This window comes from Xanthomonas codiaei (genome assembly GCF_002939785.1).
In the GTDB taxonomy this organism is placed as follows: domain Bacteria; phylum Pseudomonadota; class Gammaproteobacteria; order Xanthomonadales; family Xanthomonadaceae; genus Xanthomonas; species Xanthomonas codiaei.
In genome coordinates, this window is sequence record NZ_MDEC01000006.1 from 120,777 (window position 1) to 147,565 (window position 26,789).

Annotated in this window: 19 protein-coding genes and 1 pseudogene; 11 read left to right on the forward strand and 9 right to left on the reverse strand. The window is 67.1% G+C overall.

Going from position 1 to position 26,789, the window contains the following annotated elements; all coding sequences use genetic code 11:
- The first annotated feature begins 86 nt into the window (after nt 1-86).
- The 4 genes from holA (at nt 87) to XcodCFBP4690_RS06360 (ending at nt 3,692) form a co-directional block, all read left to right on the forward strand.
- Complete coding sequence (gene holA / locus XcodCFBP4690_RS06345) at nt 87-1,115, forward strand: DNA polymerase III subunit delta (RefSeq protein ID WP_104540147.1); 1,029 nt, start codon at nt 87-89, stop codon at nt 1,113-1,115.
- A complete protein-coding gene (gene nadD, locus XcodCFBP4690_RS06350; protein ID WP_104540148.1) occupies nt 1,112-2,056 on the forward strand; it encodes a nicotinate-nucleotide adenylyltransferase in 945 nt (314 codons plus the stop codon). The genes holA and nadD overlap by 4 nt, the downstream gene beginning before the upstream one ends.
- A gap of 56 nt (nt 2,057-2,112) precedes the next feature.
- The gene (gene rsfS / locus XcodCFBP4690_RS06355) at nt 2,113-2,523 is read left to right on the forward strand and encodes a ribosome silencing factor (protein ID WP_104540149.1); all 411 of its coding nucleotides are present in this window, start codon (nt 2,113-2,115) and stop codon (nt 2,521-2,523) included.
- A gap of 122 nt (nt 2,524-2,645) precedes the next feature.
- Nucleotides 2,646-3,692 (forward strand): J domain-containing protein, encoded by a 1,047-nt coding sequence (locus XcodCFBP4690_RS06360; protein ID WP_244183578.1) that lies wholly within the window; start codon nt 2,646-2,648, stop codon nt 3,690-3,692.
- Between the two features lie 196 nt (nt 3,693-3,888).
- On the opposite strand, the gene XcodCFBP4690_RS06365 is transcribed toward XcodCFBP4690_RS06360, so the two are convergent.
- Nucleotides 3,889-5,424, reverse strand: a complete 1,536-nt coding sequence (locus tag XcodCFBP4690_RS06365) for an alkaline phosphatase PhoX (RefSeq protein WP_104540151.1) — start codon at nt 5,422-5,424, stop codon at nt 3,889-3,891.
- Between the two features lie 120 nt (nt 5,425-5,544).
- Between XcodCFBP4690_RS06365 and rlmH the strand changes: the two genes are divergently transcribed.
- On the forward strand, nt 5,545-6,015 hold the full coding sequence (rlmH, locus tag XcodCFBP4690_RS06370) for a 23S rRNA (pseudouridine(1915)-N(3))-methyltransferase RlmH (RefSeq protein ID WP_104540152.1): 471 nt from the start codon (nt 5,545-5,547) through the stop codon (nt 6,013-6,015).
- 413 nt (nt 6,016-6,428) lie between these two features.
- Here the strand turns inward: rlmH and XcodCFBP4690_RS06375 are convergent, their stop codons facing one another.
- The 3 genes and pseudogenes from XcodCFBP4690_RS06375 to XcodCFBP4690_RS06385 form a co-directional block, all read right to left on the reverse strand.
- Nucleotides 6,429-7,103 (reverse strand): energy transducer TonB, encoded by a 675-nt coding sequence (locus XcodCFBP4690_RS06375; protein WP_104540153.1) that lies wholly within the window; start codon nt 7,101-7,103, stop codon nt 6,429-6,431.
- Between the two features lie 304 nt (nt 7,104-7,407).
- Nucleotides 7,408-10,514, reverse strand: a pseudogene (locus XcodCFBP4690_RS06380) (TonB-dependent receptor domain-containing protein).
- A gap of 297 nt (nt 10,515-10,811) precedes the next feature.
- Nucleotides 10,812-11,546: an SIMPL domain-containing protein gene (locus tag XcodCFBP4690_RS06385; RefSeq protein WP_104540154.1), complete on the reverse strand. Its 735-nt coding sequence runs from the start codon at nt 11,544-11,546 to the stop codon at nt 10,812-10,814.
- 129 nt (nt 11,547-11,675) lie between these two features.
- Here XcodCFBP4690_RS06385 and XcodCFBP4690_RS06390 point away from each other — a divergent pair, with 129 nt between their 5' ends.
- The 3 genes from XcodCFBP4690_RS06390 to XcodCFBP4690_RS06400 all read left to right on the forward strand — a co-directional run bounded on the left by XcodCFBP4690_RS06390 (nt 11,676) and on the right by XcodCFBP4690_RS06400 (nt 17,805).
- Nucleotides 11,676-12,248 (forward strand): Maf-like protein, encoded by a 573-nt coding sequence (locus XcodCFBP4690_RS06390; RefSeq protein WP_104540155.1) that lies wholly within the window; start codon nt 11,676-11,678, stop codon nt 12,246-12,248.
- Entirely contained in the window at nt 12,248-13,747 is a 1,500-nt protein-coding gene (gene rng, locus XcodCFBP4690_RS06395; protein ID WP_104540156.1) for a ribonuclease G, read from the forward strand. The genes XcodCFBP4690_RS06390 and rng overlap by 1 nt, the downstream gene beginning before the upstream one ends.
- A gap of 140 nt (nt 13,748-13,887) precedes the next feature.
- Nucleotides 13,888-17,805 (forward strand): YhdP family protein, encoded by a 3,918-nt coding sequence (locus XcodCFBP4690_RS06400; RefSeq protein WP_104540157.1) that lies wholly within the window; start codon nt 13,888-13,890, stop codon nt 17,803-17,805.
- A gap of 157 nt (nt 17,806-17,962) precedes the next feature.
- Here XcodCFBP4690_RS06400 and XcodCFBP4690_RS06405 read toward each other — a convergent pair whose 3' ends face one another.
- The gene (locus XcodCFBP4690_RS06405) at nt 17,963-18,718 is read right to left on the reverse strand and encodes a DUF6065 family protein (RefSeq protein WP_104540158.1); all 756 of its coding nucleotides are present in this window, start codon (nt 18,716-18,718) and stop codon (nt 17,963-17,965) included.
- A 99-nt stretch (nt 18,719-18,817) separates the two neighbouring features.
- Between XcodCFBP4690_RS06405 and tldD the strand changes: the two genes are divergently transcribed.
- Nucleotides 18,818-20,263, forward strand: a complete 1,446-nt coding sequence (gene tldD / locus XcodCFBP4690_RS06410; RefSeq protein ID WP_104540159.1) for a metalloprotease TldD — start codon at nt 18,818-18,820, stop codon at nt 20,261-20,263.
- 256 nt (nt 20,264-20,519) lie between these two features.
- On the opposite strand, the gene yjgA is transcribed toward tldD, so the two are convergent.
- The gene (gene yjgA / locus XcodCFBP4690_RS06415; RefSeq protein WP_104540217.1) at nt 20,520-21,098 is read right to left on the reverse strand and encodes a ribosome biogenesis factor YjgA; all 579 of its coding nucleotides are present in this window, start codon (nt 21,096-21,098) and stop codon (nt 20,520-20,522) included.
- A 145-nt stretch (nt 21,099-21,243) separates the two neighbouring features.
- Here yjgA and pmbA point away from each other — a divergent pair, with 145 nt between their 5' ends.
- Together pmbA and XcodCFBP4690_RS06425 are read left to right on the forward strand one after the other, a co-directional pair.
- Nucleotides 21,244-22,611: a metalloprotease PmbA gene (gene pmbA, locus XcodCFBP4690_RS06420; RefSeq protein ID WP_104540216.1), complete on the forward strand. Its 1,368-nt coding sequence runs from the start codon at nt 21,244-21,246 to the stop codon at nt 22,609-22,611.
- Nucleotides 22,612-23,201: 590 nt separating this feature from the next.
- Nucleotides 23,202-23,591: a DUF4870 domain-containing protein gene (locus XcodCFBP4690_RS06425; RefSeq protein WP_104540160.1), complete on the forward strand. Its 390-nt coding sequence runs from the start codon at nt 23,202-23,204 to the stop codon at nt 23,589-23,591.
- A gap of 68 nt (nt 23,592-23,659) precedes the next feature.
- Here XcodCFBP4690_RS06425 and XcodCFBP4690_RS06430 read toward each other — a convergent pair whose 3' ends face one another.
- From XcodCFBP4690_RS06430 to XcodCFBP4690_RS06440, 3 genes are all read right to left on the reverse strand, one after another.
- A complete protein-coding gene (locus XcodCFBP4690_RS06430) occupies nt 23,660-24,757 on the reverse strand; it encodes a M35 family metalloendopeptidase (protein ID WP_104540161.1) in 1,098 nt (365 codons plus the stop codon).
- Between the two features lie 870 nt (nt 24,758-25,627).
- A complete protein-coding gene (locus XcodCFBP4690_RS06435; RefSeq protein ID WP_104540162.1) occupies nt 25,628-26,503 on the reverse strand; it encodes a polyprenyl synthetase family protein in 876 nt (291 codons plus the stop codon).
- A 1-nt stretch (nt 26,504) separates the two neighbouring features.
- Nucleotides 26,505-26,768, reverse strand: a complete 264-nt coding sequence (locus tag XcodCFBP4690_RS06440) for an exodeoxyribonuclease VII small subunit (protein WP_104540163.1) — start codon at nt 26,766-26,768, stop codon at nt 26,505-26,507.
- Nucleotides 26,769-26,789 lie beyond the last annotated feature (21 nt).

Here is a 26,789-nt window from a genome sequence, read left to right on the forward strand (position 1 = left end):
CAGCTGCCGCATGGCGATGACGGCATGTCGATCGCTACCGCCGCCGTCCTGTCGCTAATGTTTGACTTGCACGCGCATTCGTAGTCATGGAACTTCGCCCAGAACAGCTGGCCGGCCAGTCCAACCAGCCCTTGCAGCCGGTCTATCTGATCGCCGGCCCGGAAACCTTGCGCGTGCTCGAAGCGGCCGACGCCGTGCGTGCCCGCGCGCGCGCCGAAGGCATCAGCGAGCGCGAGGTGTTCGATGCCGATGGCCGCGAGTTCGACTGGAACCAGCTCGACGCCAGCTTCAACGCGCCCAGCCTGTTCAGCCCGCGCCGGCTGGTGGAAGTGCGCCTGCCCAGCGGCAAGCCGGGCAAGGACGGCGCCGAGGTCATCACCCGGTTCTGCGCCAACCCGCCGCCGGACGTGGTGCTGCTGATCACCGCCAACGATTGGAGCAAGGCGCACCAGGGCAAGTGGGCCGATGCGGTGGGCCGTCTCGGCACCATCGCGGTGGCCTGGGCGATCAAGCCGCACGAACTGTCCGACTGGATCGAACGCCGTCTGCGCAGCCAGGGCCTGCGCGCCGACGCCGCCGCGGTGCAGCGGTTGAGCGAACGGGTGGAAGGCAACCTGCTGGCCGCCGCGCAGGAAATCGACAAGCTCGCGCTGCTGGCCGACGGCAAGACGCTGGATCTGGACGCGATGGAATCGCTGGTGGCCGACGCGGCGCGTTACGACGTGTTCCGGCTGGCCGAGACCGTGTTTTCCGGCCAGCCGGTCGCAGCGGTCCGCATGCTGGCCGGCCTGCGCGCCGAGGGCGAGGCGGTGGCTGCGCTGATGCCGATCCTGATCAAGGAGCTGCTGCGCACCGCCGCGCTGGCCAAGGTGCAGGCCAACGGCGGCAACCTGGCCGCCGAAATGAAATCGCAGGGCATCTGGGAATCCCGCCAGGCCCCGTTCAAGCGCGCGCTGCAGCGCCACCCCGAACCACGCCGCTGGGAGCGTTTCGTCGCCGAGGCCGGGTTGGTCGACCGCATGGCCAAGGGCCGTGCCGACGGCGATGCCTGGGTCGGCCTGGAACGCCTGCTGGTCGCGGTAGCCGAAGCGCGCGCGGTGAGATTGCTGGCGTGAGGGCGGGAAGAGCCGGGGGAGCCGGGACCGGGGACCGGGGACCGGGGACCGGGGAAGGGCAGAAGCAACCGCAGCAGCAACCGCAGCAGCCGCAACGCGATCAGCGTGCGGCCTTCGGCGTTACGCCTGGCTCGTCCGGGTCCCCGGTCCCGGGTCCCCAGCCCCCATTCGAGCAAGGGCTAGCGCAGCACCAGCAGCCCGACCAGCGTGCGGCTGCCGATTCCGCATCCCACTCTCCCGGGTCCCCGGTCCCCGGTCCCCGGTCCCGGCTCCCCCAGCTCCATCTTTACTACGGAGGCACCTTCGACCCGGTCCACCTGGGCCACCTGGCCATCGCCTGCGCCGCGCGCGACGAACTGGACGCAGTCCTGCACCTGGTGCCGGCCGCCGATCCGCCGCATCGCCCCGCACCCGGTGCCAGCGCCGTGCAACGCGCGCAGATGCTGGCACTGGCGCTGGCCGGCCAGCCCGGCCTGGTGCTCGATGAGCGCGAGTTGCAGCGCGCCTGCGCCGGTGGCGCGCCGTCGTATACGGTGGAGACACTGCGCGAGTTGCGCGCAGCGCTCGGCCCGCAAACGCCGATCGCCTGGTTGCTGGGCGCCGACGCCTTCGTCGAGTTGAGCCAATGGCATCAATGGGAAGCGCTGTTCGGGCTGGCGCATTTCGTGATCGCCGCGCGCCCGGGCACTGCGCTGGATCTGGCCCACGCCCCGGCACTGGCAGCGGCGGTGCAGGGCAGGTGGGCGGCTCGCGTGGACGAACTGGCCACTTCACCGGCCGGCCGTCTGTGGCGGCTGCGGCAGCCGTTGCGTGGCGAGTCGGCCAGCGCAGTGCGTGCCCGCATCGCCAGCGGCGCCGATTGGCAGGCGCTGGTGCCGGCCGCCGTGGCCGGTTTTATCGGCCAGCACGGCCTCTACGGGTGTGCCCGCCCGGCTAGCTGAACACGCGCTCGCCCGGACCGGCCTATAATTCGCGCCAATTCCATCGAGTTGCCGCTTTGACCAGTCCAGCCCAAGTCATCAAGACCTCCATTCCGAATCCGCCGCCGTCCGTGCCGGCCCTGTTGGCCACCGTGCGCGACGCCGTCGAGGAACTGAAAGCCAAGGACGTGGTCGAGATCGATGTGCGCGGCAAGTCCAGCGTCTGCGATTACATGGTGATCGCGTCCGGGACTTCGACCCGTCACGTCAAGTCGATCGCCGACGAAGTGGTCAAGTTCGCCAAGCGCCTGGACGTGATGCCGCTGGGCGTGGAAGGCGAGCGCGAGGCCGAGTGGGTGCTGGTGGACCTGGGCGATGTCGTGCTGCACGTGATGCTGCCGCGTGTGCGCGAGTTCTATGCGCTGGAACGCCTGTGGACAGTGGGCGACCAGCGCCCGGACGAAGCGTCTTCTGCCGATTCCGAGTAAGCGATCCACCAAGTCATCGATCCTCCATGCCCAAAACTACGGCTGCATCTCCTTCCAACGCACCCGCGTCCACGGCATTGCAGCAACTGAGTCGGCAATCCGGTGATGTCGGTGGTCGGGAAATGTCGCCCGCCCGCAAGCGCTTCGACCGGCTGTTGCGTGATCTGCAGCGCCATCGCACCGAGCTGCATGACTGGCGCGAGGCGGTGGAGCAGTGGCGCGCACGCTATCAAGCCGAAGTGCTGCCGCTGTTCGAGCAACAACGGGTGCTGGAGATCGAGCAGATCCATCTGCTCGATCGCATCGATGCCACGGTCAAACTGAGCAGGATCGATCGGGACTTCGTGTCCGATGAGATCTGCGATCTGGCCGCTCCGCTGATCGAGGCCGGTCATGTCGAGCTCAAGCCCGTCTACGAACGCCACAACGAGGTCGGCTTCGACGAGGAGCTCGATGAATCGGATGCGGTGATGAAACAGGTCATCGGTCAACTGTATGGACTGGATCCGGAGGAGCTGGCCTCGGTCGATTCGCCTGATGAACTCTTCGAACGCATCAATGCGCGCCTGGACCAGGCGCAGGCTGATGCCGACGCTGCCGGCGAGCACGCCAAGCAACCAGGCGCCGGTGAGCGGCGGCGTCGCCCAGAGAAAAAAACCGCCAAGGCCAAGGCCCAGGCCGAGCCGCCGCCGCTGCGCGAGCTGTATCGCAAGCTGGCGAGCAATCTGCATCCGGATCGCGCCAGTGACCCGGGCGATCACGCCACGCGCACCGAGCTGATGCAGCGGCTCAATGCCGCTTACAAGGGCAACGACCTGCTTGGCCTGCTCGAACTGCAGGCGGAGATCGGCCTGCTCGATGCCCAGGGCGTGGACGCGATCAACCCGACGCGTCTGAAGGAGTACAACCGCGAGCTTGACCGCCAGTGCAAGGAACTCAAGTACCAGCTGACCCAGCACGCAATGGATTTCTGCTACGCCTACGATCTGGATCTGCCGACGCAACCCAAGCCCGAGGGGCTGGACAAACTGTTGACCAAGTTCAAGCGTCAGGTCGCCAACGAGGTCATCTACCGGCAGCAGCAGCTGCGCGAGATACGCGAGTTGAAAGACACAAAGGCGATCAAGCGCTGGATCAAACTGCAGCGCGACAGCGTCGGGTTCTACTGACTGCCGCTGCAGCTAGGTGGCCTACCCGCGGTGGGTAGCCGCTGGCCTGGACCAAGCCATGGCGTGTGCGACGTTGTGACAGGAATGCAGACGCCCGTTGCCTGAGCGTCTCGACGTGGGCAAGCGTTGCCGGCAGAACGCCAGCGGGGCGGCCGCTGCCTGAAGGGTGCCCGGCCTTCAGACAGCGGCCACTGCCTTACAGCGGTCCGCGCTCCCACGGCCCGGTGATCGCCAGGGTGATGCCCGGGGTCTGGATGTTGACGAACAGGGTGCGCGCCAGCGGGTCCCAGCAGGCGCCGCAGAACTCGGTGTCGCGGTAGTCGCCCTCGGCGATGGTCTTGCCGGCGTCGGCGATCTGCTGCGAGGTCAGCTGCACGTTGTTCTTTGCCAGGTAGAACGACTCGCCCTGGCGGGTCAGGCCCAGCAGGCGTGCGCCGGGGCCGTATTCGTCCGGGCTTTCGCCGCCGTCCTCGCACAGCACCACGCCGCCGCGTGCGCTGACGGTGACGTTGTCCGGGTTGTGCGCGGCCAGCTGGTTGCCGCTGACGAACAGCGCGCTCAGGCGCTGGGTGAACAGGTCCAGCACCCACACCGCGCCATTGCCGTAGCCGCGCCGCCCCTGCGCATCCACCCCGGTGCTGGTGTCGACGATGAACAGCTTGCCGTAGCTGTACCAGATGCCCTCGCCGCGGCTCATGCGCAGCGCGCCATCGGCCCAGGCCTGCGCGAACGGGCCGCTCAAGGTGTCGTTGGCGCCGATATCGGCAAAGCCTGCCGGCGCGGCGATGCCGTCCAGATCCGGTTCTTCGATATCCACCCATTCCAGCTGGAACTGCTGGCCGATGCTGGCCACGGTCAGATCGGCGTTGCGGCGCCCACGCACGCGTGCGGCCTGCAGGCGGCCACCGTTTTCCAGCGATCCGTTACGCCTACGGCGGTCGTTGGGAATGAAGCGGTACAGCCCGGCCTTGTTGCGGTCGTCCTCGGTGAGATAGACGATGCCGGTGCGCGGGTCGATCGCCACCGCCTCGTGGCTGAAACGGCCCAGGCCCACCAGCGGCCGGCCGGTGGTGCGGTGGCTGTCCGGGTCCACTTCGAACACGTAGCCGTGCTTGCGGCCGGTGCTGGACACTGCATTGGTCTTGATCTCTTCGCAACTCAGCCAGGTGCCCCACGGGGTCGGGCCGCCGGCGCAGTTGACCAGGGTGCCGCCCAGGCTCGGTTCCAGGCTGCCCCAGCCGCGCCGGCCGTAGCTCAGCGTGGTGGTGCCGCCGCCGGCCTGCTGGGTGCCGCTGACGATACCGGTGTCGTACATGGCGGGCGCGCGGAACGGGCTGCCGGCGCCGCGTTCGTGATTGCGGATCAACACGTATTCCAGGCCGCGCAGCGGGTCGCTGCCGGGGCGCCAGTCGGGCCGGCGCAGGCCGACCACGGCCATGCCGTCGTGACGGTCGGGGCAGGGCTGGCCATCGTCCATGCGGTCGCCGCTCCAGCCGAACGAGCGGTAGCTGAAACCGCGCGGCAGCTGCAGCAATGGCAGCCCGGTGCTCTGGTCGGCTACCGGTGCCAGCGGGCCATAGCGGCTGGGAACCGGGGCAAGCCGCGCCGACGGGACGCTGGCGGCCTGCGCCTGGCGCGATTGCAAGGCACTCAAGCTGCCAAGGGCACCGGCGGCCATCACGGCGGCGCTTCCCTTGAGAACCTGGCGGCGGGCGGGATCGAAAATCGGCATCGAACGACTCCTGCGGGCTGGGTGGTCGAGCGACACTAATTGCCGGCTGTAACCACACCATGACACCCGGCGACAAACCGTCGCGCGATGCCCGGGCTGTGACGCGGATATCATGTCGCGATGAAATGCCGATTGATCGCCACTGGCGAACGCGCCCCGTCGTGGGTGGCGCAGGGGTTTGCCGAATATCAGAAACGTCTCTCGCACTGGATGCCGCTGGAGCTGGTCGAGATCGAACCCGGCCTGCGTGGCAAGGGGCGCGACGGGCAACGTGCCATCGACGACGAAGGCCGCCGCGTGCTGGCGGCGTTGCCGAAGAACGCGCATGTGGTGGCGCTGGACGTGCCGGGGCGCCCGCTCAGCTCGGAGCAGCTGGCCCAGCGCATGGAGCATTGGCGCAGCCAGGGGCGCGACCTGGCACTGCTCATCGGCGGCCCGGAAGGCCACGCCGCCGATGTGCTGAAAAGCGCCAGCGAAAGCTGGTCGATCGGCCCGCTGACCCTGCCGCACATGCTGGTACGCCTGATCGTGGCCGAGCAGCTGTACCGCGCGGCCGCCATGTTGGCCAATCATCCCTACCACCGCGCCTGAGTGGCCGGCGCGCGGTGACGCTGCGCATGGCTGCAGCAGCGCGTCGCAGGTGCCAGCTCGTCAGGGCGGTCGGGCCGCGCGGGAACGATCATCCACTCTGATTGCAGGTGGCCATACGCCCGTCGCCGGTCACGCATCTGCATTGGCGACGAAGCAACAACCGTTGCGCGCCTTCCGGCGGTTTCGGGCATGACGCGATCGCGGCATCGTGATCGGAAGGACGTCGAGGCTGCGACACCAGCGTCAGTGGACGATCGCTCGCTGCGTCGCCGTCAGGATCTGCGCCGTCGCAGTGAGCTTGTCGTTGGCGCTCGCTCCACACCACGACCTTGTGCAGGGGATGGGGGGGATGGCTTGCGCAGCGCCCGAAGAGGCGGCGGCCCGGGAACCGGGCCACCGCAGTGGACCGCTCATCAGTTCAGCGAAAAACTCACCGGCACCAGACCGTAGGCCTGCACCGCCTGGCCGTTCTGCATCGCCGGCTGGAAGCGCCAGCTGCGCAGCACCTGGCTACGCGCTGCCAGGTCGAGCGCGCGATGCCCGCTGCTGGTCTGCACGCTGACCTCGGTGGGACGCCCGTCGGTGCCGACCAGCACCCGCAGCAGCACCGTGCCCTGCTGTCCCGCACGCAGCGCCGCCACCGGATAACTCGGTGCCGGCGAACTGAGGTACTGCAGTTGGCCTGCCTCGACCGGTCCGCTGCTGGGTGTCGTTGCCACCGGTGCAGTCTCGCCCACCGGATCGGCTGCGGCAGGAAGTGCCACCGATGCGGTGTCCACCACCGGCGCTTCACTGATCACAGGGGTCTGCACCTGCACAGTCACCGGCGTGGACGGGACATGCGTCTTCGGAGTGAACTCCACCTCGACCGGAATCACCTTTGGTGGCTCCGGCGGGGTCTCGATGGTGATCGGCATGACCCAGCGCGGTTCCGGCGCGGGCTGCGGAACCGCCCGATACGACAGCGGAATCAACAACAAACCGCCGGCCAGCAAATGCAATGCCACGGCGGTACTCATCGCCAGGACGCGCGAGACATCGATGCCTGTGGGACGGAGGGAAACCTGCGATTGCGTGCGAACCATCATCCACCTCCAGAACGGAACTGCGGAAAGGACCAGCGCGGCCCGGACGCACTACACCATCCGGTAGCGTAGGTTTACCGCAGCGCGCGCGGCTGCACAAGCACGGCGCGCATCGCCGAAGGATGCGCCACCCTGCCAGGGATGCCGGAGCGAGTTCGCCCTCATGTCGATCCCGCTGAGCAGCCGGCGTTCGAGGCGGCATTACACACGAGTACTGGCACGCAAACGCCCAGCCGAAGCCGGGCGTTGTTGGAGAAAAGCCCAGCCCGTGACCGGGCTGGGCAAACGACGCTGACGGGAGAGGGCGTCAGTAGTCGTACGACACCGAGAACATGGCATAGCGCGGTTGGGTGAAGAACCGGCCGATGTCATAGGTGTTGGAGAGCGTGAAGGTGTCGTCTTCCCAGGTGGAATCGACCTGCAGCGGCTTGCGCTCGTTGAAGATGTTGAAGGCCTGCAGGGTCATGGCGAGCTTGTTGTCCGCGAAGGCAGGGCGGTAGGTCAGGCCGAGGTCCACGACCTTGGTCCAGGGCAGGCGCCCGGCATCGCCGGGACGCGACGGCTGGCCATTGCAGGTGTGGTACGCCGAGCCATAGCCCACCGGATCGCCGGCATCGGAATCTTCGCTGATGCCATTGATGCTGACATAGCCCAGGCAGGACTTCGGCGTGCCGGACAGCACGCGGATGTTGCCGGCGATCAGCCATTCGGGGGCGATCTGGTAGGAGCCGTAGATCTTGATCTGGTGCCGTCGATCGTTGGCCAGGTAACCGCCCGAATACCACATCAACGCAGCCGCATCCCAGTCCTGCGTCTTGGACACATCGGTCTGGCCGATATCGGACTTCACCTGGCCTTCGGTGTTGCCGAAGTTGCGCGACCAGGTGTAGTCGATGCGGCCTTCCCATTTGCCATCGAAGGGGTGCTGCAGGAACAGGTCCACCGCCATGTAGGTGCGCTTGGCCTTCTTGTCGAAGCCCCAGTCCGACGGCGACATCGACACCGAGGTGCGGCCGGAGCCGTCCAGGTTGGCCAGGCTGAAGGAATTGGTTTCGCCGGGATTGAAGATGATGCAACCGGGCACGTTGACAGTGCCGGGATCCACGCCGATCGCAGTCAACTTGGTGCGCATCCGGTCGGCGTCGCAGACGTCGTCGATGGCGGCCCCCAGCGAGCGATAGGTGGCCTTGGCGCCGGTGACCCAGCTGTCGCCCAGCGTCTTGTCGAAGCCGAGCATGAACTCGTCCTGGTACATCGACTTCAGGTTGGTCGCGGCGATGCCGGCCGCATCCGGTGCCTGACCGCATTCCAGGTTGGACGAGACGATATTGCCCGAGCAGGAGAATCCGGCGCTGGGATCCACCGCCACAGGCGTCCGTCCGGTGGGGTTGCCCTGCGCATCGATGCCCGAATAGGTGAAGTATTCGCGCGTGAACGTGGATGGCGATGCGCCGCGGATCGCCACGCTGTTGGGAAGCGCAAGGTAGTAACGGCCCGCGTTGCCATAAACCTTGAGCGAGGAGTCGCCGAACACGTCCCAGCTCAATCCCAGGCGAGGCGCCCACTGATCGCCGCTGGTGACATACGGAGCACCGACGTCGTTGAAGTTGGTGAACTTGTCGTTGCGGATGCCTAGCGTCAGCAGCACGGTGTCATTGACCTGCCATTTGTCTTCCAGGAAGTAGGCCTTCTGCTGGACAGACATGCTGGTGGCGGTGTTGAACACCGATTGATAGACGTAATACCCGTTGCCGCCAGCCGGGCCAACGCCCAGCGATGCGCTGATGGGAGAGGTCGGACGCGAGGAGCGGCCGTAGATCCAGCGGTAACCGGGGCCGGTGGTGATGACGCCTTCGTTGCTGGCATTGAAATACATGTTGTCCACACCCGCGGTGAGGGTGTGGCTGCCCAGCACGTATTCCAGGTCTATGCGCAGGCCACGGGTGGTGTTCTCGCCGTCGCGGGCCTGGCTGGACGTCTGGTTGTTGCGGATCTCGCCGCCACCGGTGATGGCCGGATCCTGCAGATTCGTACCGGTCAGCAACGGAGCCGTGCTGGGATTGTTGCGGAAGTCGGTCTGACGGCTTTTGCCGTAGGTGGCGCTCAGGGTCAGGTCATCGGTGAGATAGCTGGTGTACTTGCCGATGTAATAGCGGTCGTTGACCTTGACCGTATCGGCGAACGCGCCGTTGGAGTCGCCGTCGACTCCGGCGTAGCCGGAAAAATCGGTGTAATAGCCGGCCTCGCGGTAGTTGTTCTTGACGCCGGTCAGTTCCAGGATGTTGTTGTCGTTGATGTTCCAGTCGATCTTGGCGTAGACCTTGGGCTCGTCGATGCGGTAGTTGTTGCGGCCGATGACCGGGTCGTCCCGACGCGCCGTGGACACGCCTTCGCTACGTTCCTGTTCGGCAGCCACGAACACGAACAGCCGGTCCTCGATCAGCGGTCCGCCGGCATAGGCGGTGTAGACCATGTTCCAGAAGCGGTCGTCCCTGCGGCTGCGGTACAGGGTGCCGGGCAGTGTCGGGTCGCTGTATTCGTACCCGTCTGGCGGCGCGGTATCGGGATACATCACGTTCTTGTCGGTGCTGGAGAGCGACTTCGGGCGCCACAGGGTCTGCGCACCGAAATGCCACTCGTTGGTGCCGCGCTTGCCGACCTGGCTGAGCACGCCGCCGGCCGAACGCCCGTAGCGCGCGCTGTAACCGCCGGTATAGGTTTCCTGCTGGTCGATGGCGCCGAACGGAAGGGTGACCCCGCCGATATTGGAAGCGGGTTGGAGCTGAGGTACCCGTTGAGGTAATAGGCGTTTTCGGTGATGCCGGCGCCGCCGAACGAAATCGCATTGCCGAAATAGCCACTGCCCTGCACGGCACCTGGCGACAACAGTGCGATGGCCTCGCCCGAGCGCGCCAGCGGCAAGCGCTGCAGTTGTTCGGCAGTGATCACCGTGCGCGAGGCGGTAGCGGAAACATCCACCGGCGAGATGTTCTTGCCGGTCACCGTGATGGTTCCCAGGGTGGCGGTATCGCCGGACGCATTGCTGCCGAAGGACACATCGGTGCCGGCGCCGACGCGCAGGGCAATGTTCCGTCGCGTTTCTGCGGCCTGGCCTACGCGCTGCAGGGTGACGGTATAGGTGCCTACCGGGAGATTGCCGATCGCGTAACGACCATTGGCGTCTACGGTCGCCGTCCGGGTGAAGCCGGTGTCACTCTGCGCGGTGACGGTGGCGCCGCTGTCTGCGGGCGCGCTGCCGTAGATGCCGGCAGTGGTGCTCTGGGCGGCAGCAGTGCCGGTGGTCAGAAGGCCCACGGCGCCGCTGAGTGCAAGCGCCAGCACGCTGATACGGCACAGGCGTGCATGCGATGGCGGGCGGGAGGGGAGCTGCGAAACAAGGCGGGCGGTCATCATCTCTCTCCAGATGGGCACCATCACGAATGTGACGGTGCGCTGACAATCGATGCTAGAGAGTGGTAGCGCTCGCTTAAAGAATATTTTCCTTAAATTTCATTTTTTTTAAGCAAAAAAGCCAATTAGTGCCTATTCATGATGTTGTAATGTGACTTGGGGCACTTGCAGGTGACCGGCGTTTTGCATCACTTGGTGATGATGGGCCAAGTGGCCATTGTCTGCCACGCAAAAAAAAAACTGCCCCCCGGAGAGGGCAGTTCGAGGACGGCAATGACATGGTGGAGCCTGGCGACAGCCTCAACGTCCCAATTCGAACGTCACATCCAGGTTGACCGACAGCGTGCTTTCGCCCGGAGACACCGGTGTGTCCATCTCGGCCTTGGCCGAGCGCATCGAGGCGGCCATCATCATCGGGCGCACGCCGCCGCCACTGCGTCCTTCGGAGACGCTGACGATGCGGCGTACCTTCAGGCCCAGCGACTTGGCGTAGGTCTCGGCGCGGGTCTGGGCCTTCTTCAGTGCGGCCACGCGGGCTTCGTCGTACACCGGTTCGGGCTGGTCGATCGAGAAGCTGGGGCCGTTGATGTCGTTGGCGCCATTGGCGACCAGGGCGTCGAGCACCTTGCCCAGCTTGGCGATGTCGCGCACCTTCAGGCTGACGGTGTTGCTGGCCTGGTAGCCGTTGATCTTCGGCGCTTCGTTTTCCTTGTAGGTGTACTGCGGGCTGAGATTGATGCCGCTGGTCTGCACGTCCTTGTCGGCGATGCCGGCGGCCTTCACCGCGCTCATGACCTTGCTCATCTGCTCGGCGTTCTGGCGCAGCGCGGCGTTGCCGTCGGTGGCCTGGGTGACTACGCCGGCCGACAACGTGGCGACGTCCGGTACGCGCTTGGCCTCGGCCTCGGCCGAGATGTTGAGCAGGGTGCCGTCATTGGGAAGGGCGTAGCTCGGCGCGGGTTGGGCGTGGGCGGTCATGGCGGTTCCGGCAGCGAGGGACAGGGCCAGCAGCAACGGCTTGAAGGTGGTACGCATGGGATCTCCTTGTCTGTGCTGCGAGCGTGTTGGGAGGTCGATGAACATGTTGTGAGTCGCACGTGGCACAGCGGCAACACCCCTGCGCGAAGCAAGCGGGCGAGGACGGGCAACAGGTATGCTGGGCGGATGCTCTATCTCGCCTCCCGTTCGCCCCGTCGACAAGAACTGCTGCAGCGCCTGGATGTGCCGTTTCAGACCCTGGAACTGGACGTGCCCGAGCTGCGCGCGCCGGGCGAACCGCCCGACCGCTACGTGCAGCGCGTGGCGCTGGACAAGGCGCGTGCCGGCCTGGCGCAGGTGCAGGCCAGCGACCCGGATGCGATCGTGCTGGGCTCCGATACCGAGGTGGTGCTGGGCGAGCGGGTGTTCGGCAAGCCGGCCGATGTGGACGATGCGATCGCCATGCTGCGCGCGTTGTCCGGACGCACCCACCAGGTACTCACGGCGGTGGTCCTAGTCTGCGCACAGCGCGCCCCGGCGCAGGCGTTGGTGGTGTCCGAGGTGACCTTTGCCGCCCTCGACGACGCGCAGATCGCCGCCTATGCCGCCTGCGGCGAGCCGATGGGCAAGGCCGGCGCGTATGCGATCCAGGGGCGCGCGGAACGTTTCATCACCCACCTGTCCGGCAGCTATTCCGGCGTGATGGGATTGCCGTTGTTTCATACCTCGCAGTTGCTCACAGCCTTCGGAGCGCATTGATGTCGGAAGAGATTTTGGTCAACGTCACCCCGCGCGAGACCCGTGTGGCGGTGATCGAGAACGGCATGCTGCAGGAACTGCATATCGAGCGCGGCTGGCGCCGGGGCGTGGTGGGCAATATCTACAAGGGCAAGGTGCAGCGGGTAATGCCGGGCATGCAGGCGGCCTTCGTCGAAGTGGGGCTGGAGCGCGCGGCGTTCCTGCACGCCAACGACGTGGTGCGCCCGGTGCCGGCACCGGCCAGCGTGGTCGACACCGAAGAAACCCCGCTGCCGCCGCCGCCGGCCACCTCGGTTCCCATCGTCGAGCTGTTGCGCGACGGCCAGGACATCGTGGTGCAGGTGGTCAAGGACCCCATTGGCACCAAGGGTGCGCGCCTGACCACCCAGATCAGCATTCCCTCGCGCTATCTGGTGCTGCTGCCGCAGTCCAAGATCGTCGGGGTGTCGGCGCGGATCGAGGACGAGGCCGAGCGGCTGCGCCTGAAGACCATCGTCAGCGAGGTCTCGGCCCAGCATGGCGGCTTCGGCTACATCATCCGCACCAACGCCGAGGGCCAGCCGGCCGAGGCGCTGGCCGAGGACATCGCCTACCTGTCGCGAGTCTGGAACGTGGTCGAGCGGCGCGGCCGCGAAGCGCCGCCGTGCAGCATCATCTATGAGGACCTGAGCCTGCCGCTGCGGGCGGTGCGCGACCTGATCCGCAAGGACGTGGAGAAGGTCAAGGTCGATTCCAACGAGACCTTCGTGCAGCTGCAGGCCTTCGTGGCCAAGTACATGCCGGTGCTGGCCGAGCGGCTGGAGCTGTACACCGGCGACCGGCCGATCTTCGACCTGTACGGCGTGGAGGACGAGATCGGGCGCGCCTTGAACAAGCAGGTGCCGCTGAAGTCCGGCGGCTACCTGGTGATCGACCAGACCGAGGCGATGACCACCATCGACGTCAATACCGGTTCGTTCGTGGGGCAGCGCAACCTGGAAGAAACCGTGTTCCGCACCAACCTGGAGGCGGCGCAGGCGGTGGCGCGGCAGCTGCGGCTGCGCAACCTGGGCGGCATCATCATCATCGACTTCATCGATATGGACGATGCGGAGCACCGCCGGCAGGTGCTGCGCACGCTGGAGAAAGCGCTGGCACGTGACCACGCCAAGACCACCGTGTACGAGTTCTCGCCGCTGGGCCTGGTGGAGATGACCCGCAAGCGCACCGTCGAAAGCCTGGAGCGGCAGCTGTCGGAAACCTGCGGCCACTGCGGCGGGCGCGGCACCATCAAGACCGCCGAAACGGTGACCTACGAGATCTTCCGCGAGATCACCCGCGCGGTCCGCCAGTTCGATGCCGCCCGGTTGCTGGTGATCGCCTCGTCCAAGGTGGTGGCACGTATCACCGACGAGGAGTCGGCGGCGGTGGCCGAGCTGGAAGAGTTCCTCGGCAAGAGCATCCGCTTCCAGTCCGACGACCAGTATCTGCAGGAGCAGTTCGATGTGGTGCTGCTGTGAGGCCGGGATTAGGGAGTCGAAATTCGGGATTTGTAAAAGCCGGCGCCGTCATGATGTACGGCAAGCAGGGACGTTGACGTTGCCGTGCTTGGACAAGCTGTGACCAATCCCCACTCCCCAATGCCCAATCCCCGCCCCTGATGCCGACCCCGCTGCGCCGCCGTCTGCGGCTGTTCCGCCGCTATGCGATCACTGCCGCCGCGCTGGCGGTGGTGGCGATTGCGTTGCTGGTCGGTGCGGCCAGTCAGGCGTTGCCGCTGGCGGAGGAGCATCCGCAGCAGATCGCCGATTGGTTGAGCCAGCGCGCCGGGCAGGCGATCGCTTTCGATCGGCTGGACACCGAATGGACGCGGCGCGGGCCGTTGCTGCGGCTGGATGGCCTGCGGATCGGGCCGCATGGCGAAGTGCGGGTGGGGCAGGCGGAAGTCCTGCTGGCGCTGTATGCCGGGCTGTTGCCCGGGCATTCGCTGACCGAAGTACGCCTGCGCGGGCTGGCGCTGACCCTGCAACGCAGCGACGACGGCGTCTGGTCGGTGCAGGGCTTGCCGGCCGGGCGGCGTTCTGACCCGTTGGAAGCGCTGCGCCGTCTCGGCGAGATCCAGGTAGCGGAGGCGCGTCTGCGCGTGGCCGCGCCGTCGATCGGCGTGGACACCACGCTGCCGCGCATCGACCTGCGCCTGCGCGTCAGCGGTTCCACGGTCAAGGTGGGGAGCCGCAGCTGGATCGATCTCGAGCGCGCGCCGCTGACCACGGTGCTGGAGTTCGACCGCGACAGCGGCGACGGCAGCGCCTATGCGCAGGCCGATCCGGCCGACCTGGCGGCCTGGGCGTCGTTGCTGCAGCTCGGCGGCATGCGCCTGGATGGCGGCGGCGGGCGGTTGCAGGCCTGGGCGCAGCTGCGGGCACGCCGGGTGACCGCGGTCACCGTGGATGCCGATCTCGCCCAGCTGCAGTTGTCCGGTACCGCACTGCCGGACGAAACCGCCCGCCGCACGCTGCGTTGGGAGCGGCTGCAGGCGCGTGCGCGCTGGCAGACCATCGACGGCGGCTGGCGGCTGGATGCGCCGCTGCTGCGGCTGGGTGATGCGGCAAACCTGCAGCGCCTGGATGGGCTGAGCGTTGCCGGCGGGCGTCGCTATGCGATGGCCGTCCGCCAGGCGGATGTCTCGGGGCTGATCGCCGCCGCCGCGCTGAGCGACCAGCTAGCGCCGGGCCTGCGCCGCTGGCTCACCCTGGCCAGGCCGCAATTGCGGGTGGCCGACCTGCAGCTTGCCGGCGAGCAGGGCGGGCCGGTCCGCGCGCAAGGCCGCATCGACGAGCTCGGCTTCCTGCCGGTGGGCAATGCGCCGGGCATCAGCGGCCTGCGCGGCCGTATCGATGGCGATGCGCAGGGCGGCGAACTGGAAACCGCGCCCGATGCCACGGTGCGCTTCGACTGGCCCACCGGCTTCGGAGTGGTGCATCAGATCCAGCTGGCCGGCAAGATCGTCGGCTGGCGCGAGGGCGCCGGCTGGCAGGTGGCCACCCCGGCGTTGCGTGTGCAGGCCAGCGACTACGGCGCCAACGTGCGCGGCGGGCTGTGGTTCCAGAACGACGGCAGCCGCCCGCGCATGCAGCTGGCCGCGCAGTTGGACGAGGTGGCGCTGCCGGTGGCGCGCAAGTTCTGGATCCGCTCCAAGATGAGCAAGGCCGCCATCGACTGGCTGGACATGGCCGTGGCCGACGGCGTGGTCACCGGCGGCACCGGTCTGGTCAGCGGCGATCTGGACGACTGGCCGTTCGACAACAACGATGGGCGCTTCGAGGCGTTCGGGCACATCCGCGATGGCGTGATCCGCTTCCAGCCGGATTGGCCGGCGATGGAGCAGGTGCAGGCCGATCTGAGCTTTATCGGCAACGGCTTCTCGTTGCAGGGGCAGGGCGATCTTGCCGGCACCCCGATCGCGCAGCTGGACGCGGGAATCCCCAGCTTCAAGACCTCCGAGCTCTACGTGCGCGCCTCCACCCAGGCCGACGCGGCGCAGCTGCTGGGCATGCTGCGACAGAGTCCGCTGGAGCGCCGTTATGGCGACACCTTGCGCAACCTCACCGTGTCCGGCCCGGCGGCGGTGAGCTTCGACCTGCTGCGCCCGTTGCGCACCAAGGGCGTGGGCGGGCATCTGCAGGGCACGGTGGCTCTGCAGGGCGCAAAGCTGGCCGATGCGCGCTGGAACCTGGCCTTCGACCAGGTCAGCGGGCAGGCCGAGTACCGCGACAGCGGCTTTGCGGCCGAGCGGTTGAGCGTGCAGCACCAGGGCCGCAGCGGTGAGCTGGCGCTGCGTGCCGGCGGCTTCGTGCAGGACCCGGCGCAAGCCTTCGAAGCACGCCTGAATGCCACCCTGGACGCCAAGGAGTTGTTCGACCGGGCGCCGCAGATGGAGTGGTTGCGCCCCTACGTGCATGGCAGTGCGCCATGGCAGGTGGGGGTGGACGTGCCGCTGCCCACGCCGGGCCAGCCGGATGCGCAGGCGCTGCTGACGCTGCGCTCGGACCTGGTCGGCACCACGCTGGATCTGCCGGCGCCCCTGGACAAGCCGGCGACCCGTCCGCTGGACACCCAGGTCAAGGTGGCCTTGCCGGTGGGCGATGGCGACATCGATGTGGCCTTCGGCAAGCTGGTGGCGTTGAAGGCCAGCAGCCATGGCGACCAGACCGGCGTGCGCGTGGTCATGGGCACCGATACGGTGAGCGAGCGCCCGCCCGCCAATGGACTGGTGGTGACCGGCCGCACTGCCTCGCTGGATGCGATCGACTGGATCAGCCTGGCGCGTGGCAGCAGCGATCAGGACATGCCACCGCTGCCGGGCCAGCCGGTACCCCCCAAGAAAGACGCAGTACCGTTGCAGCAGGTGGATGTGCAGGCCGACAAGCTGCTGATGATCGGCGGCGTGTTCCCGCAGACGCGGCTACGGCTACGCCCGACCCGCGATGCGGTGGCGGTGACCCTGGACGGCCCCTCGCTGGCCGGGCAGCTCACCGTGCCCAACGCCGAGGGCGGCACCGTGCAAGGCAAGCTCAGCACGGTGCGCTGGCAGCCGGTGGCCGATGCGCCGACACCCGCCGTGCCCGAGCCGGGCGACCCGCTGGCAGGTGCCTTGCCGGAACCGGCACGCCGCGCGGTGGCCGAGTTCGATCCGGTGTCGATCCCGCCGCTGGCACTGGACATCGACGATCTGCGGGTCGGCAAGATGACCCTGGGCGCGGCGATCCTGCGCAGCAGCCGGCTGACCGATGGCATGCAGGTGGATCAGTTGCAGCTGCGCTCGGACGACCAGAGCATCGGCCTGACCGGCGCGTGGCGCGGCAAGGGCGAGGCCGCCAGCACGCGGCTGTCCGCTCGCGTGGACAGCCGCAACCTGGGCAACCTGCTGCAGAACCTCACCCTGGGCGGACAGCTGCGCGGCGGCGAAGGCCAGCTGGAGCTCAACGCCGGCTGGCAGGGCTCGCCGACCGGCTTCGCGCTTGGCTCGCTGGACGGCAACCTCAAGGTGGACATCCGCAATGGCCAGTTGCTGGAAGTGGAGCCGGGTGCCGGGCGTGTGCTCGGCCTGCTCAGTGTGGCGCAGCTGCCGCGCCGGCTGATGTTCGACTTCCGCGATTTCTTCTCCAAGGGGCTGGCCTTCAATACGCTGGATGGCGAGGTGCGCTTTGGCGAGGGCTTCGCGCGTACCGATGCCATCCGCATTGCCGGTCCGGCCGCCGATATCGCCATCCGCGGGCAGACCGATCTGCGCGCGCAGACCTTCGACCAGACCGTGGACGTCAACCCCAAGGCCGGCAACCTGCTGACCGTGGTTGGCGCGGTGGCCGGCGGCCCGGTGGGTGCGGCGGTGGGCGCTGCTGCCAACGCGGTGCTCGGCAAGCCGCTGGGTGCGATCGGCGCCAAGACCTATCACGTCACCGGACCTTGGAAGGACCCGCAGGTGGATGTGGTCGAACGCGAGCGTGATCGCGAACGTGCGCCGAGCAAGCCGGCGCCTGCCGGCAAACCTGCTACGCCTGCTGGACAGGCGCGCTGACGCCACCTGGCGCTGTAGTGCAGCGTGCGCGGATGGTCTGACAGGGGTATTCCCAAGCGATACGGAGCTGGGCTGCCGAGCTGCCGGCCTGGCTGCCAGCACGACCGGCCGGTCCGCCACCGGCCGCCTCGCACGCGCCTCGATGCGCAGCGTCTGCTCAGTCGCCTGCCGCGTCCTCGCCGCTGCCGGCGCGGGTGAACATCGGCAGGCGCAGGCGGGCACGGTGGCCCGGTTGCGGCGTCTGGTCTGCTCCGGCGACGCCGCGGAAATAGCCGCGCTGCCACTTTTCGCGCGCCGCCGCCGATTGCGCGTCGGGCAGTTCCTGCAGAAAGCGGGTGCGGCTGTGTGTCCAGTCGGCATGCTGTTGCGCCAGCTGCGGCGCTTCGGACAGCGGCTTCCACTGCGGTTGCACCTGCTCGATCAACTGCCGCTGCAGCGGGAACAGATGGCAGAACGGCTCGCCGGCCGCAAAGCGCACCTTGCCGGGCCGGGTGAAACGCCAGTTCATGGTGAAGGTGGAGGGGCTCCAGTCGGTTTCCACCAGGCCGCTCAAGGCGCCGATACCATCCTTGGGCCGGTTCAACGGGCCGGTGACGAACAGGTCGACCCCGCTGTCGGTGCGGAACAGGCAGGGCACATGGAAGGTCAGCACGCCGTAGCCGAAGTGGCTGATCGCCGGCGCGGCGGTACCGGCATCGGCGCTGATGGCAATGGCGTCCAGTCCATCGCTGCCATCCCACTGCGCCTGGAAGCCGGACTGGCACAGCAGCTCCCAGCCATGCGCATTGGCGATCGCCAACGGCAGGCAACGGTAGGCGTAGCGCTGGTCGGTGGCATCCATCCAGTCGCGCGCGTGCGGGGCAGGGCGGATGTCCAGCGTGTGGCCGTCCAGGACGTGGGCGATGAGCTTCATGCGCAGGCGCAGCGAAAGGAACGATCCGGCGATGATAGCGGCGCGCCCGATTCAGCCGGACGACTTGTCTCCCCGGCGCGCGGGCCCCATCCTGATCGCATGACCGATAACGCTCTCACCCTGGCCGAAACCCGGCTGCTGCTTCCTTCCGGCTTGGACGCCGGCCATCTGGACCGCACCTTCGGCGCCCTGCTGGGCCCCGGTATCGACTTCGGCGACCTGTATTTCCAGCATTCGCGGCGCGAGAGCTGGAGCGTGGAAGACGGCATCGTCAAGGACGGCGCGCATTCCATCGAGCAAGGCGTGGGCGTGCGAGCGATCGCCGGCGAAAAGACCGGATTTGCGTACTCCGACGATATCCAGCGCGACACACTGCTGGAAGCGGCGCAATCGGCGCGCGCCATTTCGCGCGATGGCGGTGCGCACCCCAGCCGCGCGCTGGTGCGTGGCAATGGCCGTGCGTTGTACCCGGCCACCGACCCGATCGACGACATGGACAGCGCCACCAAGGTGGACCTGCTGCGCCGCATCGACCAGTTCCTGCGCGCCGCCGACCCGCGCGTCAAGCAGGTGATGGTGAGCCTGTCCGGCGGCGTGGATACCGTACTGATCGCGCGCAGCGATGGCGTGCTGGCGGCCGACGTGCGCCCGCTGGTACGGCTGAACGTGCAGGTCATCGTCGAGCACAACGGCCGCCGCGAGTCCGGCTACTCAGGTGGTGGCGGCCGCTATGGCTATGCCGAACTGTTCGCCGATGGCCGCCCGGAAGGTTTTGCGCGCGAGGCCCTGCGCCAGGCGCTGGTCAATCTGGATGCCATCCCCGCACCGGCCGGCGTGATGCCGGTCGTGCTCGGTCCGGGCTGGCCCGGCGTGTTGCTGCACGAGGCGGTCGGCCACGGGCTGGAAGGCGATTTCAATCGCAAGGGCACCAGCGTCTACGCCGGGCGCATCGGCGAGCGCGTGGCCTCGCCGGGCGTGACCATCGTCGACGACGGCACCCTGGACGGGCGTCGCGGCTCGCTCAACATCGACGACGAAGGCACGCCCAGCCAGTGCACCACCCTGATCGAGGACGGCGTGCTGGTGGGCTACATGCAGGACAGCCACAACGCCCGCCTGATGGGCGTGGCGCCCACCGGCAACGGCCGTCGCGAATCGTTCGCGCACCTGACCATGCCGCGCATGACCAATACCTACATGCGCGCCGGCCAGCACGATCCGCAGGAAATGATCCGCTCGGTCAAGAAGGGCATCTATGCAGTGAATTTCGGCGGCGGCCAGGTCGACATCACCAGCGGCAAGTACGTGTTCTCCGCCACCGAGGCCTACCTGATCGAAGACGGCAAGGTCACCGCGCCGGTGAAGGGCGCCACCCTGATCGGCAACGGCCCGGAAACCATGCAGAAGGTGCGCATGATCGGCAATGACCTGGCGCTGGACGAAGGCGTGGGCGTCTGCGGCAAGGACGGCCAGAGCGTGCCGGTGGGCGTGGGCCAGCCGTCGCTGCTGATCGACGGCATTACGGTTGGCGGAACGCAGGCCTGAGATGCGGGGATTTGGGAGCCGGGATTCGGGATTCGTAACGGCAGGAGCGGGGCCCCATGTGGCCGTGCCCTGTGCTGCGTCGGGCTTGATACCGGGAATCGGGATCGGAGCATCGGGAGGCGCAGCGGTAGAGGCGCGTAGCGTCCTCGGTGCTCAGGTGTCGCCTACCCAGCTTGCTGATGCTGGACGCATGCTGCCGCGGTTGGCTGCGGCGGAGGCGCTGGTTGAGCTGCTCCGCGATTGTGGCCGCCAGGCGCTATTCGTCGTCTTCCAGATTCTGCTCGTCGTCCAATCCCGAATCACCACTCTCCAATCCCTGCGCTCGAGACAGATCGCGCAGCACCTGGAACAGCTCGCGATAGGCGCGCGGGGGTTTGTTCTTGGCGCGTTCGTGGATCGCGTTGCGCACCAGCTGGCGCAGTTGCTGGCGGTCGGCGTCCGGGTAGGTTTCCAGCAGTTCGGCCAGCGCGGTGTCGCCTTCGGCGAGCAGGCGTTCGCGCCAGCGCTCGACACGGTGGATCGCGGCCACTTCGCGGCGCGCGGTGTCGCTGTTGGCATCCAGCGCCTCGCGGATCGCGTCCAGGGTTTCGTCGTCCTCGCGGCGCATGTGCTTGGCCAGAAACGCCAGTTGCCGCTTGTGGGCGATATGCGAGGTGATGCGCTTGCTTTCTTCGATATGCGGAATCAGCGATTCGGGCACCGGCAGCTTGGCCAGCTGGGCCGGCGTGAGCGCGACCAGCTTTTCGCCCAGCGCAAAGATCTCCAGCGCTTCGCGCCGCTGCTGGCTGCGGCTGGCGCCGCGAAATTCACCGGTTTCTTCATCGCGTCCGCGCATCGCCACTACATCCCAAAACTTGGTTGATAAACATCTCCGGCCATGAACGGCCGGGTTCTTGCGGACGGATCCGCATCCAAATCAGACAGTCCGGCCAGGGATGGCCGGGTTCTTGCGGACGGATCCGCTGCCAAAGGATAAAGCATTGAACGCACTTGCCCCCGAAACCCGTGTCACCGACGACAGCCTGCAGCGCCTGGATGCGCTGACCGACATCTCCCAGCGCCTGCTCGAGCGCGCCCGCGCCGCCGGCGCCACCCAGGCCGAGGTGAGCTGCAGCGAAGAGCGCGGCCTGGATGTGAACGTGCGCCTGGGCGAGGTGGAAACCGTCGAATCCACCCGCGACCGCGGTATCGCGGTGACGGTGTATTTCGGCAAGCGCAAGGGCAGCGCCAGCACCGCCGATCTGCAGGAGGCGAGCCTGGAAGCCACGGTGGCACAGGCCTGCGCGATCGCGCGCTATACCGAAGACGATCCGGCCGCCGGCCTGGCCGACCCGGAGTTGATGGCGCAGGCGTTTCCCGAGCTCGACAGCTGGCACCCGTGGGCGCTGGATGCAGACACCGCGGTGGACCTGGCCTTGGCCTGCGAAACCGCCGGGCGCGATGCCGATGCGCGCATCAGCAATTCCGACGGCGCCTCGGCCAGCACCGGTCTCAGCCTGTCGGTGTATGCCAACTCGCATGGCTTCGTGGGTCGCGAGCGCGGCACCCACCATTCGATCAGCTGCGCGCTGATCGCCGGGCAGGGCGACGGCATGCAGCGCGATGGCTGGTACAGCAGCGCACTGGCGCGCGAAGACCTGGAGGCGCCGGATGCCATCGGCCGGCATGCCGCCGAGCGTACCGTGGCGCGGTTGCAGCCGCGTTCGCTGCCCACCGGCCCGTTGCCGGTGCTGTTCGCGCCGGAAGTGGCGCGCTCGCTGGTGGGGCATCTGCTGGGCGCGGTGTCCGGCGGCGCGCTGTATCGCCGCGCCAGCTTTCTGCTCGACAGCGTCGGCACCAAGCTGTTCCCGGACTGGTTCAACATCGAGGAACTACCGCATCTGCGCCGCGGGCTGCGCTCGGCCGCATTCGATGGCGAAGGCGTGGCGACGCGGCGCTCGGCCCTGATCACCGACGGTGTGCTGCAGCGCTACGTGTTGGGCAGTTATTCGGCGCGCAAGCTGGGGCTGCAAACCACCGCCAACGCCGGCGGCGTGCACAACCTGCAGGTCAGCGCCAACGCCGGCGATCTGGCATCGATGATCGCCGGCATGTCGCGCGGTCTGTTGGTCACCGAGCTGATGGGCAATGGCGTGAACCCGGTGACTGGCGATTACTCGCGCGGTGCCGGCGGCTTCTGGATCGAGGACGGCGCCATCGCCTATCCGGTGGACGGGCTCACCATCGCCGGCAATCTGCGCGAGATGTTCGCCGGCATCGAAGCGGTGGGCAGCGATGTCGATCCGCGCTCGCACGTCAGGATCGGCTCGGTGCTGGTCGGCAGGATGACGGTGGCTGGCAACGAATGACCGAAGCCATGCGCCAACGCCCACCCATGACGATGGCGCAGCCAACGCCAGGACCGGTAGTCCTGCGTCGATAGAACAGCGCACTTTGCGGCAGTACACATTTCGGCGCGGATCGGCCGCTCTCCGCCATTGGCACGGTGCACCTGTGAGGCTGTGCGCTGTGGTGGCTGGTGTGTCATGGCTGCTACCGGCTGCGGCGCAGATGGTGAGGCGGGATAGGCGGCTGCGCTCTGCGTAGCAGGCCCGGAAGGCAGTGGTGCTGGGCAATCGGGCCGTTGGTGGCGAGCGCGCTGCTGTCGGTGTCGATGCTGGGGATCTGGCGTCGGGTGGTTGGTCCGACCGATCTCGATCCTCATCCGGATGCTGCTGGCGGCGGTGGCGTAATGCACTTGCGACAGCAGCAGGTGGCGACATTATCGCTCCCGCTACCGGCCGCCATCACCCCGCCTCGCCGCCGGCGTGAGCGTGCGGCCCGGGCATCCGTATCGCGCCGAATGCAGGGATGAAAGCGGGACCATGTCTTCCCACACTGGTGGCTGGCTGAATCGTTGTTATAGTCCGCCGCACCACAATCATGTTTGGGGAGACAGATGAGCGAATTCGAGACACACACCGCACCACCGCCGCCGCCGATCGGAACCGGTGCACCGTCCGGGGAGCGCACCCTTGCCCTGGCAGCGCATCTGCTGGGCATCCTGACCTATTTCATCGGTGCCCTGGTGATCTGGCTGATCAGCAAGGATGCGAGTCCTTCCAAGCCGTTCGCCACCGATCAGGCCAAGGAAGCGTTGAATTTCCAGATCACGGTGACTCTGGCGATGATCGTGGCGGTGGTCATCGCCACGGTGACGTTCGGTCTGCTGTTCTTCCTGCCGACCCTGGTGTGGATCGCCAGCCTGGTGTTCTGCATCCTGGCCGCGGTCAAGGCCAACAACGGCGAGCACTACCGCTATCCGTTCGCGCTGCGCCTGATCAAGTAATCGCGCACTGCGTAAATACAAAGGCCCGGCAGCAATGCCGGGCCTTTGTCGTTTCAACGCCTGTGCACTCAGTTCTGCGCCGGCGTGTTTTCGGCGAAGTACTCGTGGCTGTCGGCATTGGTGATCGCCTGCGCCGGGTTGCTGATGGCCAGGCTACGCGCCCCCGATTGTCCGTAGACGCGGTCCTGGGTGCCTGCCACCACGGTGAAGTGGCTGGTTTCGTGCACCAGCGTGCCGGCCTTGGAGTCGGTACCGGTCGTGGCCGCACTCCAGAACGCGTTGCACACGTGGATCTCGTACGGCTGGTTAGGATAGACGTAGGCGAAGGCATCGGCCAGATCCGCCTCGCAGCTGCAGTTGATCGTCAGCTGGCCGTTGTTCTGGTCCAGTGCGTTGTCGATGTTGACGAAGTTGGAGCTGACCCGGCTGTAGCGCGAGGCGTTGTAGGCACCGAACCAGGTGGTGTAGCGCGCGCCGGTGCTGCCGGCATTGAGATAGTTGCGTGCGTTCTGCGAATAGTTGCGTGCGGCAGTGACGGCGCTGGCGGCCTGGTTGGTGCGGGTGGTGCTGCAGTTGAGGTAGTTGATGCCGTTGACCACGGCGGTCGGGCCAATGGCCAGCTGGCGCTGCACGCCGCGATTGACGCCGTCCAGCCAGACGGTGAGCGGGGTGCTGGTGGCCACGGCCGGCTGACCGTTGGCGGCCTTCATCAGGCTGCCGTCCGACAGCGAGGCGTACTGCAGCGACGAGCGCACCTGGATGGTGTAGTTGCCGCTGGTGGACAGGTCGTAGGCGCCGGCGAGATCGACCTGGCCCTTGACGCTCTGGCCCGGCTGCAGAATGGTGAAATCCGCGGCCTTCGGCAGGCCACGCTTGACCAGACGTCCGGTGTACTTCACCGGCGCGCCGTCACGGCTGACTTCCAGGATGCCGTTGTCCAGCGACTTCAGCGGTAATTGATAGGTCGGCACGCGGGCGATCTGGCTGCCGTTGTTGGTGACCGTGACGGCGATCTTGCCCTGGTGTCGACCGGCCTGGTCGGCCACTGGCGACAGTTCGATGGTCAACGGAACCGGGCCGCGCAACGACTGCGCCTGCGCCGAACCGAGCACGCCAACGACGGCGAGCGTGCCTGCTGCAAACGATGCAAGAAAAACATTCTTCACCAGTGACTCTCCTTGGTCGGGGGACGCCCGCGAGCGCGGGCGATCCAAACCTAGGCAGAGCGAGCGGGCGCGACAAGTCGTTCAATTAGCGATATTTTTGGATGTCGTGCATCGGTTATGCCTGCTGATACATCACCGATGCAGATAATTCAGCAATAAAGCGTGCCGGAGGTCATGAAATGCGGTTGGTTATGTGTCGCCTGCTGACACAAATGCTGGCGACCAATATGTCGTTTTGTGACCAGGCTCGCCTGTTGCATGAATGAACCCAGGTGATCGACCGTGCGGTGGCGCACGGAATGCGCAAAGGTGTCGTGTAACGCGAACTTGGGGGTGCATGCGGCACACGCTGTCCATGCGCTGGCAGTGGCGTTGCCGTGATGTGGCACGGAGCTATGCATTGGATGCCGCCACACGGCATGAGTACCGGGCAACGGCGGGCCGAGGTGCGCTGGGGCGTCTGGCATACCGCGTACGGCGACGCTTTCGGCCTCGGACTCCCGGCACGTGCAATCGCGGCCGGAATCAGGCGCTCAATCCGCTTTGGATGCAGCGATGGTCGTCAGTCCTGGCCTGTTTGCATGCGCACCCGGGCGGTAGGCGAAGGTGGGAGCGGCTGTCGGTGAGTGTGGGAAGGGCCGGGAAGCGTGACCTACGAATGCACGGCATGAGATCCAGGCAACGGCTGCCCCGCATGTCAGGAACTGGCGTCTTTGTCTGTTGCGCATGCAGCCACTTCCAACCCCTCTGCGCGATCAACCGACAACAGACTGGCGCAGCCGCGATTCGGAATCGGCATGTGTCGCTCAGCACTGCTGCCCTTGCACCGTCAAGCGCCTGGCGGCCGGTCACACGCTCGGTCAGCCGCGCCTAGTGCGCGCGATCCACCGCAAACCGGCCCAGGGTCGCCAGGGTTTCGCCGGGCGCACCATAGGGCTGCAGCACGTCGTGCATGCGTGTCGCCAGCTCGGCCAGCTTGGCCTTGGCACCGTCCATGCCGAGCAGGGCGGGGTAGGTGGATTTGGCTTGTGCGGCATCCTTGCCTGCGGTCTTGCCCAACTGCGCCGAACTCGATTCCACGTCCAGGATGTCGTCGCGGACCTGGAACGCCAGCCCCAGCGCTTCGGCAAAGTCGTCCAGGCGCTGCTGGTCGGCCGACGCAGCTGCACCACCGAGGGCGCCCATGCGCACTGCCGCGCGGATCAGTGCGCCGGTCTTGAGCGCATGCATGCGCTGCAGCGCGTGCAGGGATTGCACCTGGCCGGTGGCGTCGATATCCAGCGCCTGGCCACCGCACATGCCGGCGGCGCCCGCGGCGGTAGCCAGACTCTGCAACCAGCCGACCCGCAGCTCGGCGCTCACCGGTGCCATGGCCAGCAGTTCGAACGCACGGGCCTGCAGGGCGTCGCCGGCCAGGATCGCGGTGGCTTCGTCGAAGGCGATGTGCACGGTGGGCTGGCCGCGGCGCAGGGCATCGTCGTCCATCGCCGGCAGGTCGTCATGCACCAATGAATAGGCGTGAATCAGCTCCACCGCCACGGCGGGCGTGTCCAGCAGGTCTTCCGCAGCGTCGAACAACGCGCCGCTGGCGTACACCAGCAGCGGCCGCATGCGCTTGCCGCCGCCCAGTACCGCGTGCCGCATCGCCGCGTGCAAACGCTGCGGCGGTCGCGTTGCCATGGGCAGGCAGGCATCCAGATTGCGCTCGGTGCGAGCGATCCAGTGGTCGAACACGCTGGACCTCACCTCAGCCGCCGTCCTGTGCGGGCGGTTCGAAGGGTTCGGCGAGCTCGGGACGTGCGGGGTCGGTCAGCATGCGCACGCGCAGTTCGGCGTGTTCCAGCGCCTGTTGGCAATCGCGGTACAAGCCGATGCCGCGTTCGTAGGCGCTGAGCGACTGCTCCAGGCTCAGGTCGCCGACCTCCATTTTCTGCACCAGTTGCTCGAGCTCTTCCAGCGACTGTTCGAAGCGGGCAACCGGGGACGTTTCGTTCAAGGACTTCTTGGCCATCGTGGAAGTGTGCGGGGCGCA